Source organism: Candidatus Kaelpia imicola, from assembly GCA_030765505.1.
Lineage (GTDB): Bacteria > Omnitrophota > Gorgyraeia > Kaelpiales > Kaelpiaceae > Kaelpia > Kaelpia imicola.
In genome coordinates, this window is the sequence record JAVCCL010000010.1 from 43,688 (window position 1) to 50,468 (window position 6,781).

Here is a 6,781-nt window from a genome sequence, read left to right on the forward strand (position 1 = left end):
TTAAACCTCCTACCAGCTGGCCTTTGTAACACCAGGCAACTCACCTTTAAGCGCCATCTCTCTGAAGCAGATTCTACAGAGACCAAATTTTCTTATATAACCGTGTCGTCTACCACAGATCTGACATCTATTGTACTCTCTTACTTTAAATTTTTGTTTCTTCTGTTGTTTTAAGACTTGAGACTTCTTTGCCATACTATTTCCTCCTAAACGGAAAATTAAACGCTGATAGCAGCGCATAGACCTCATCGCGGTTCTTGGCAGTTGTAACAAAGCTTATATCCATCCCCTGAACCCTCTTTACTTTATCCAGATTAATCTCAGGGAATATAGTCTGTTCTTTAAGCCCCAAGGTATAGTTACCTCCAGCATCGAAACCCTTATTGCCGGGAATGCCCTGAAAATCTCTGACACGAGGCAAAGCTATATTTATCAATCTATCCAGAAACTCATACATTTTATCTCTGCGCAAAGTAACCTTACACCCTACAGAATCTCCCTGCCTAATCTTGAAATTAGCAATCGACTTCTTGGCTCTGCGTATCGCGGGCTGCTGACCGGTTATCATAGAGAGCTCTTCCATTGCTCTCTCTAAAACCTCAAGGCTTTGCGAGCCTTCACCTACACCCATATTTACAACTATTTTTTTTAGAGAAGGAACTTGGTGGATATTTCGAAACCCAAATTTATCTTTGAGTTCTGCTACAATCTTATTTTTGTATATTTCGTAAAGTCTTGCTTGCATAATTAGATAGCCTCTTTACACTTTCTACATATTCTTATCTTCGTACCATCCTCCAGAGTCTTAAACCCAACCTTAACACCTCTACCGCACTTATTACAAAGAGGTAGAAGATTGGCTAAAGTAAGCGGGCTCTCTAACTCAATTATACCGCCCGGAGTATCCTGAGACCTCTGCTTCATATGGCGTTTTGTTATATTGACACCCTGAATAAGAGCTCTCTCTCTCTTAGGGTAGACTCTTAAAACCTTACCTTTTTTACCTTTATCTTTACCTGCAATAACCTCAACGGTATCATCCTTTCTTAACCTCTTCATAAGATACTCCTCACAACACTTCCGGTGCTAAAGATATTATTTTCATAAAATCCCTATCTCGCAACTCTCTGGCCACAGGACCAAAGACACGAGTACCTCTAGGATTCTTCTGCTTATCTATTATAACAGCAGCATTGCCGTCGAACCTTAACATCGAACCATCACTTCTTTTGATTGGAAAAGCGGTCCTAACAACTACAGCATTAACAACTTCGCCTTTCTTGACAACCCCATCCGGAGCCGACTCTTTCACGGAAGCAACAACGGTATCACCGATTGAAGCAAACTTCTTATTAGAACGTCCTATTACTTTTATGCAGGCAATCTTCTTAGCTCCTGTATTATCGGCAACTTTTAAAAGTGATCTCATCTGTATCATTTTATAACCTCGACCAATCTCCACCTCTTCTCTTTCGAAAGAGGCCTTGTCTCCATTATCTTGACCTTCTGACCTTCCCTACCTTCATTCTTTTCATCATGCACTTTAAATCGCTTATATTTTCTGATCCTCTTTTTATAAAGAGGGTGCTTTATAGTCCTGCCTACTCTAACTATAAGAGTCTTCTCCATCTTGCCAGAGAGAATCACTCCTGTTAATTCTTTTCTTCTAGCTCTATCTTTCATTACGAGGCCTCACTTTTCTTTTTCTTACTTCTTTCGCTGATTACTGTATGAATTTTCGCAATATCAGACCGGTAAACTCCAATCTCGTGGGGTTTCTGCAGCTTACCGACTTTAATATCGCTACGCAGATGCAATAGCTTATCATATAAATCCTCAAGCTTATGATTCAGCTCTTCGTCGGTCATATTTCTTAAATCCTTGACTTTCATATTATCTCTCTCTTTACAAACTTACAGTTTATGGGCAGCTTATCTGAGGCCAGTTTAAAAGCCTGGCGAGCTAAATCTTCTGGAACACCTTCAAGCTCAAAGATAACTCTTCCTCTTTTAACAACAGCCACCCAATGCTCAACCACACCCTTACCTTTACCCATTCTGGTCTCAAGCGGTTTTTTTGTCACAGGTTTATCCGGAAATATTCTAATCCAGAGCTTACCGCCACGCCTAAGACGCCTCATGATAGCAACACGTCCAGCCTCTATCTGTCTATTTGTAATCCAGGCATTCCCTAACGCCTGAAGCCCGAACTCTCCAAATGCTATCTTAGTAGCACCCTTAGATACTCCCTTGCGTTTTCCACGCTGGGTTTTACGATATTTCACTCTCTTAGGCATTAAAACCATAACTTAAGACTCCTCTCCTATCTCTTCCTTCTCTAAAACAGCATCGCCTCTATAGATCCACACTTTTACACCTATTAATCCTACCGTAGTCCTTGATTCAGCAAAACCATAATCGATATCCGCCCTTAAAGTTTGAAGAGGAACCTTTCCGCTCTTGTAGGACTCTGCTCTTGCAATCTCATGTCCGCCAAGCCTACCAGAACAGTTTATCTTTATACCTTTAACACCATTTTCATTAGCCATCTGCATCGCTCTCTTCATAGCTCTTCTATGTGAGACCCTTTTTTCCATTTGAAACGCAACATTTTCAGCAACAAGCTGTGCATCGGCAGCAGGAAATTTAATCTCTTTTATATCGATTGCGATATCCTTATTTTTGACAATCACCTGCAAAGCTTCTTGAATTTTGTCTATCTCAACCCCCCGCCGACCTATGATAACTCCGGGACGTGAAGTATGTATGACTACCTTTACTTTTTCAGGATATCTTTCAATCTCTATACTAGAGATACCAGCGTATCTCAAACTATTTTTAATATATTTACGTATCTTATAGTCTTCGCCTATAAAAACCTTAATATTTTCAGGTTGCGTAAACCACCTGGATTTCCACTGTTTTATATATCCAAGCCTATACCCAAAAGGGTGCACTTTATGACCCATCTATCTCTTTCCTCCTTCTTTTACTGTTTTAGCTTTAGTTACTGCCGACCTTTTGCTTTTATAATCGAGCTCTATTGTAACGTGAGAAGTCCTTCTCTTTATCGGAGAGACCCTACCCATAGTAGCAGCCCGGAACCTGTTTAAAGCAGGACCCTGATTTGCATAGGCACTTGATATATAAAGAAGATCTCTTTCAAGAGAGTTGTTGTTCAGGGCATTAGCTGCTGCAGATTTAAGCAGTTTGGCTATAATCTGAGCCCCTCTCTTATTCATATTCAAAAGCAGACCTTCAGCAGAGATAATATCCCTGCCTCTAATTAGATCCAAAACCAATCTCACCTTCAGAGGTGAAATCTTTACAAACCGTGCATGTGCTTTTGTAACCGCCATAATAATACCTTATTTTTTAGTTATCTTTGCTTTTGATTTAATACCGCTATGTCCTCTAAAAATTCTGGTCGGAGCAAACTCTCCCAGTTTATGACCAACCATCTTCTCCGTAACATGGAGTGAAACAAAACTTCTGCCATTATGTACCTCAAAAGTAAAACCTACGAACTCAGGTATCACAGTTGAACGGCGAGACCAAGTTTTAATAGGTCTCTTCTCGCTGCTCTTTGACATCTTCTCTACCTTTTTCATTAAATGTTCATCCACAAATGGACCCTTTTTCAATGACCTGGGCATACTATTTTCTCCTTTTTACAATGAATTTATTAGATTGCTTATTTTTATTGCGTGTCTTAAGCCCCTTAGACGGCCATCCCCATGGAGAGGACGACGGTCTACCGCCAGCTGTATCACCACCCATAGGATGATCTACCGGGTTCATCGCTACACCTCTAACCTTGGGTCTCTTCCCAAGCCATCTATTTCTTCCTGCTTTACCAATCGATATGTTCATATGATCGGAATTTGCTACCTGACCTATAGTCGCATAGCAGTTGACATCTATCCGTCTAACTTCGCCTGAAGGCATCTTTATGTGTGCAAAATTACCCTCTTTTGCCATAATCTGCGCCCAACAACCGGCAGAGCGCACAATCTGAGCTCCCTTGCCTTCTGCTAATTCTAAATTATGAATAGATACCCCGCTGGGGATATTCTTAAGAGGCATAGAGTTACCGGACTTTATCTCGGCATTCTCAGAAGAGATGACAGTATCGCCTACTTTTAAACCCAAAGGCCAGATAATATATCTTCTCTCTTTATCTGTATATTCTAATAATGCAATTCTAGCACTTCTATTAGGATCATACTCAATCGCTATCACCTTTGCTTCCATATCCCTCTTATCTCTTTTAAAATCAATCCTTCTGTAGCGCCTTTTAACTCCGCCACCACGTCTACGCATTGTAATGTGGCCATGATTATTCCTGCCAGCTTTCTCACTCAAAGGCTCAAGGAGAGATTTCTCTGGGCTCTTCTTTGTTATCTCTTTAAAATCAGAGTAACTCTGAAACCTTAACGATGGATTTAATGGTCTTCTTTTCTTAATAGCCATAATTACCTCATTCTATCGTATAACCTTTAACTAAGGTTACTATCGCTTTTTTACCGCTGGAAGTCTTACCAGGTTCAGTCCATCTCAATCTTCTTGGTTTCGGAACTATCCTAACCGTAGCAACAGACTCAACTTTTACCTTGTAGATCTTCTCAACAGCCTTTTTGATATCTATTTTATTAGCTCTCTTATCAACCTCTACCGTATACTTGTTATACTGAGATAGCATAGCGCCCTTCTCTGTTGTTAATAACCTCTTTATCACTTTAAACTCATTCATTTTCTCTTTATCCTCTCACTAACCCCACTTAAAGCCCCTTTAGATAAAACTATCTTTTTACAATTTAAAACATCATAAGCATTTAAATTTGCAAAGCTCTTTATGAAAACACCCTCTACATTTCTACAAGATAGACGCATATTATCTGATACATTCTCCGACACAAAAAGGGCTTTCAATTTATCTAATCCTAAATTTTTAACTATTTTTACAAAACCTTTGGTCTTAGGTTCCTCTATCTGAAAATCTTCAATTAAGACCAGCTCCTGGTCTAATAGTTTAGCGTTTAGCGAGGATTTCAAGGCTTCCACCTTCATTCTCTTAGGAATCCTTACAGAATAATCCCTCATCTTAGGCCCAAATACAGTTCCACCGCCTCTCCAGATAGGAGACCTGTTGCTCCCTACCCTGGCACGTCCGGTACCCTTCTGTTTCCAAGGTTTACTACCACCGCCACTCACTTCTGCTCTGGTTTTGGTTGAAGCTGTACCCTGCCTTTTATTTGCAAGATAAGATGTTATAACCTGATGTAAGAGTTTTCTGTTTACATTGCCATTAAAAACGTCCTTATCCAGCTCAAAATCAGCAACCTTATCTCCAGAGATATTGAGAATATCTATTGTATAATCAGTCTTCTTCATTATCTTTTTCTGAATCCTTAAGGCCTTGTTCTATTTTCTTTGGTCTACCCGTCTCTTCCTTTTTATTATTATCTAAATCTTCTTCTGTTTTCTGACCTTTGATAGACTCTTGCTCTTCTTGAGACTTAATTACAACGTCTTCCTGTGCAACCTGTCCTTCTTCTGCTTCAGCTAATTCCTCAGCCTTACCAGAGACCTCTTCACCTATATTTTTATCTTTTCTCTCTTCTTTAACATTCTCTTGTTCTTCAGGTTTAAAAAACTCGGAGCTTTTCTTCTTAGCACTCCTTAATATAACCATAGAGTTTCTGGCCCCGGGTATGCCACCCTTAAGCAGAATAAGATTGTTCTCAAGATTTAAATCTACAATTTCAAGATTCTGAATTGTCACTTTATCATCACCCATATGGCCTGCCATATGCAGCCCTTTAAAAACACGGGACGGGGATGAGCTCTGCCCTATAGAGCCAATAGATCTATGCGACCTGCTACCGTGAGACTTAGGACCAATGCTCCATCCCCAACGTTTTACACCGCCCTGAAAACCCTTACCTTTAGAATATGATGTAACATCTAAAAACTCACCTTGTTTAAAGATGTTTACCTTTAGCTCCTCTCCTACTTTATAATTATCTAACACAGAGCCATCCTCTATCCTTATCTCACGCACATCTTTTAAAGGTTTTATCTTCAATTTATTGAACTCACCCAAGCGAGGCTTAGTCAATCTCCTCTTTTTCGGCTTAACTTGTTCATAGCCTATCTTTATAGCATCATAACCATCAATCTCTCTTCTCTTAACAGCCATGACATAACAAGGACCTGCAGAGATAACTGTAACAGGTATAGCTCTATTCTCTTGAAAAACCTGCGTCATTCCTATTTTTTTACCTAATAAGCCTTTTACCACAGCCATATTACTTTATCTCCACATGTACTCCTGCAGGAAGATTTAACTTCCTTAAGGCATCAATAGTTTTAGCTGTCGGCTCCAACATCTCAATCAATCTCTTATGCGTACAAAGCTGAAACTGCTCTCTGGATCTCTTGAAGACATGAGGAGACCTTATAACAGTAAATATCTCTTTACGGGTAGGCAATGGTATCGGACCTGAAACTTTTGCTCCTGTCCTCTTTGCAGTCTTGACTATCTCTTCTGCAGATTGATCTATCAATCTGTGATCGTAAGCCTTCAATTTTATTCTTATTTTCATTTTGCTTTCTTTAGCCATCTCTCTATGCTCTCTATTCTATGATTTATTCTATAATTTCAGAAACAACCCCGGCACCTACCGTTCTACCGCCTTCACGGATAGCAAAACGCAGTTCCTTCTCAAGTGCTACGGGCTTGATTAACTCTATTACAAATTCAACATTATCACCGGGCA

The 6,781-nt window shown here is 39.8% G+C and carries 15 protein-coding genes and 1 pseudogene; all 16 read right to left on the reverse strand.

The features are described 5' to 3' along the window. Positions 1-9: 9 nt before the first annotated feature. The gene (locus tag P9L98_01935) at positions 10-195 is read right to left on the reverse strand and encodes a type Z 30S ribosomal protein S14 (protein ID MDP8216068.1); all 186 of its coding nucleotides are present in this window, start codon (positions 193-195) and stop codon (positions 10-12) included. Between the two features lies 1 nt (position 196). Beyond that, the gene (rplE, locus tag P9L98_01940; GenBank protein MDP8216069.1) at positions 197-745 is read right to left on the reverse strand and encodes a 50S ribosomal protein L5; all 549 of its coding nucleotides are present in this window, start codon (positions 743-745) and stop codon (positions 197-199) included. A gap of 2 nt (positions 746-747) precedes the next feature. Beyond that, a complete protein-coding gene (gene rplX, locus P9L98_01945) occupies positions 748-1,059 on the reverse strand; it encodes a 50S ribosomal protein L24 (protein ID MDP8216070.1) in 312 nt (103 codons plus the stop codon). A gap of 10 nt (positions 1,060-1,069) precedes the next feature. Then, positions 1,070-1,438: a 50S ribosomal protein L14 gene (gene rplN, locus P9L98_01950; GenBank protein ID MDP8216071.1), complete on the reverse strand. Its 369-nt coding sequence runs from the start codon at positions 1,436-1,438 to the stop codon at positions 1,070-1,072. Beyond that, positions 1,435-1,683: a 30S ribosomal protein S17 gene (gene rpsQ, locus P9L98_01955; GenBank protein ID MDP8216072.1), complete on the reverse strand. Its 249-nt coding sequence runs from the start codon at positions 1,681-1,683 to the stop codon at positions 1,435-1,437. Before rpsQ ends, rplN begins: the two co-directional genes overlap by 4 nt. After that, positions 1,683-1,892 carry a 50S ribosomal protein L29 gene (gene rpmC, locus P9L98_01960; protein MDP8216073.1) on the reverse strand — a complete coding sequence of 70 codons (210 nt, stop codon included), beginning with the start codon at positions 1,890-1,892 and terminating at the stop codon, positions 1,683-1,685. Before rpmC ends, rpsQ begins: the two co-directional genes overlap by 1 nt. Continuing rightward, complete coding sequence (gene rplP / locus P9L98_01965; protein MDP8216074.1) at positions 1,889-2,305, reverse strand: 50S ribosomal protein L16; 417 nt, start codon at positions 2,303-2,305, stop codon at positions 1,889-1,891. Before rplP ends, rpmC begins: the two co-directional genes overlap by 4 nt. Positions 2,306-2,308: 3 nt before the next feature. Then, on the reverse strand, positions 2,309-2,968 hold the full coding sequence (gene rpsC, locus P9L98_01970; GenBank protein ID MDP8216075.1) for a 30S ribosomal protein S3: 660 nt from the start codon (positions 2,966-2,968) through the stop codon (positions 2,309-2,311). Then, positions 2,969-3,358, reverse strand: coding sequence for a 50S ribosomal protein L22 (gene rplV, locus P9L98_01975; protein ID MDP8216076.1), 390 nt, complete (start codon positions 3,356-3,358; stop codon positions 2,969-2,971). 9 nt (positions 3,359-3,367) lie between these two features. Further along, positions 3,368-3,655, reverse strand: coding sequence for a 30S ribosomal protein S19 (gene rpsS / locus P9L98_01980; GenBank protein ID MDP8216077.1), 288 nt, complete (start codon positions 3,653-3,655; stop codon positions 3,368-3,370). A gap of 1 nt (position 3,656) precedes the next feature. Further along, positions 3,657-4,472 (reverse strand): 50S ribosomal protein L2, encoded by an 816-nt coding sequence (gene rplB, locus P9L98_01985; GenBank protein MDP8216078.1) that lies wholly within the window; start codon positions 4,470-4,472, stop codon positions 3,657-3,659. Positions 4,473-4,479: 7 nt separating this feature from the next. Further along, complete coding sequence (rplW, locus tag P9L98_01990) at positions 4,480-4,752, reverse strand: 50S ribosomal protein L23 (GenBank protein ID MDP8216079.1); 273 nt, start codon at positions 4,750-4,752, stop codon at positions 4,480-4,482. Beyond that, the gene (rplD, locus tag P9L98_01995) at positions 4,749-5,393 is read right to left on the reverse strand and encodes a 50S ribosomal protein L4 (protein ID MDP8216080.1); all 645 of its coding nucleotides are present in this window, start codon (positions 5,391-5,393) and stop codon (positions 4,749-4,751) included. Before rplD ends, rplW begins: the two co-directional genes overlap by 4 nt. A 274-nt stretch (positions 5,394-5,667) precedes the next feature. Then, positions 5,668-6,309 (reverse strand): annotated as a pseudogene (gene rplC, locus P9L98_02000) (50S ribosomal protein L3). A 1-nt stretch (position 6,310) separates the two neighbouring features. Further along, a complete protein-coding gene (gene rpsJ, locus P9L98_02005) occupies positions 6,311-6,625 on the reverse strand; it encodes a 30S ribosomal protein S10 (protein MDP8216081.1) in 315 nt (104 codons plus the stop codon). Between the two features lie 25 nt (positions 6,626-6,650). Continuing rightward, on the reverse strand, positions 6,651-6,781 hold a 131-nt coding region (locus tag P9L98_02010), incomplete at its 5' end, for an elongation factor Tu (protein ID MDP8216082.1).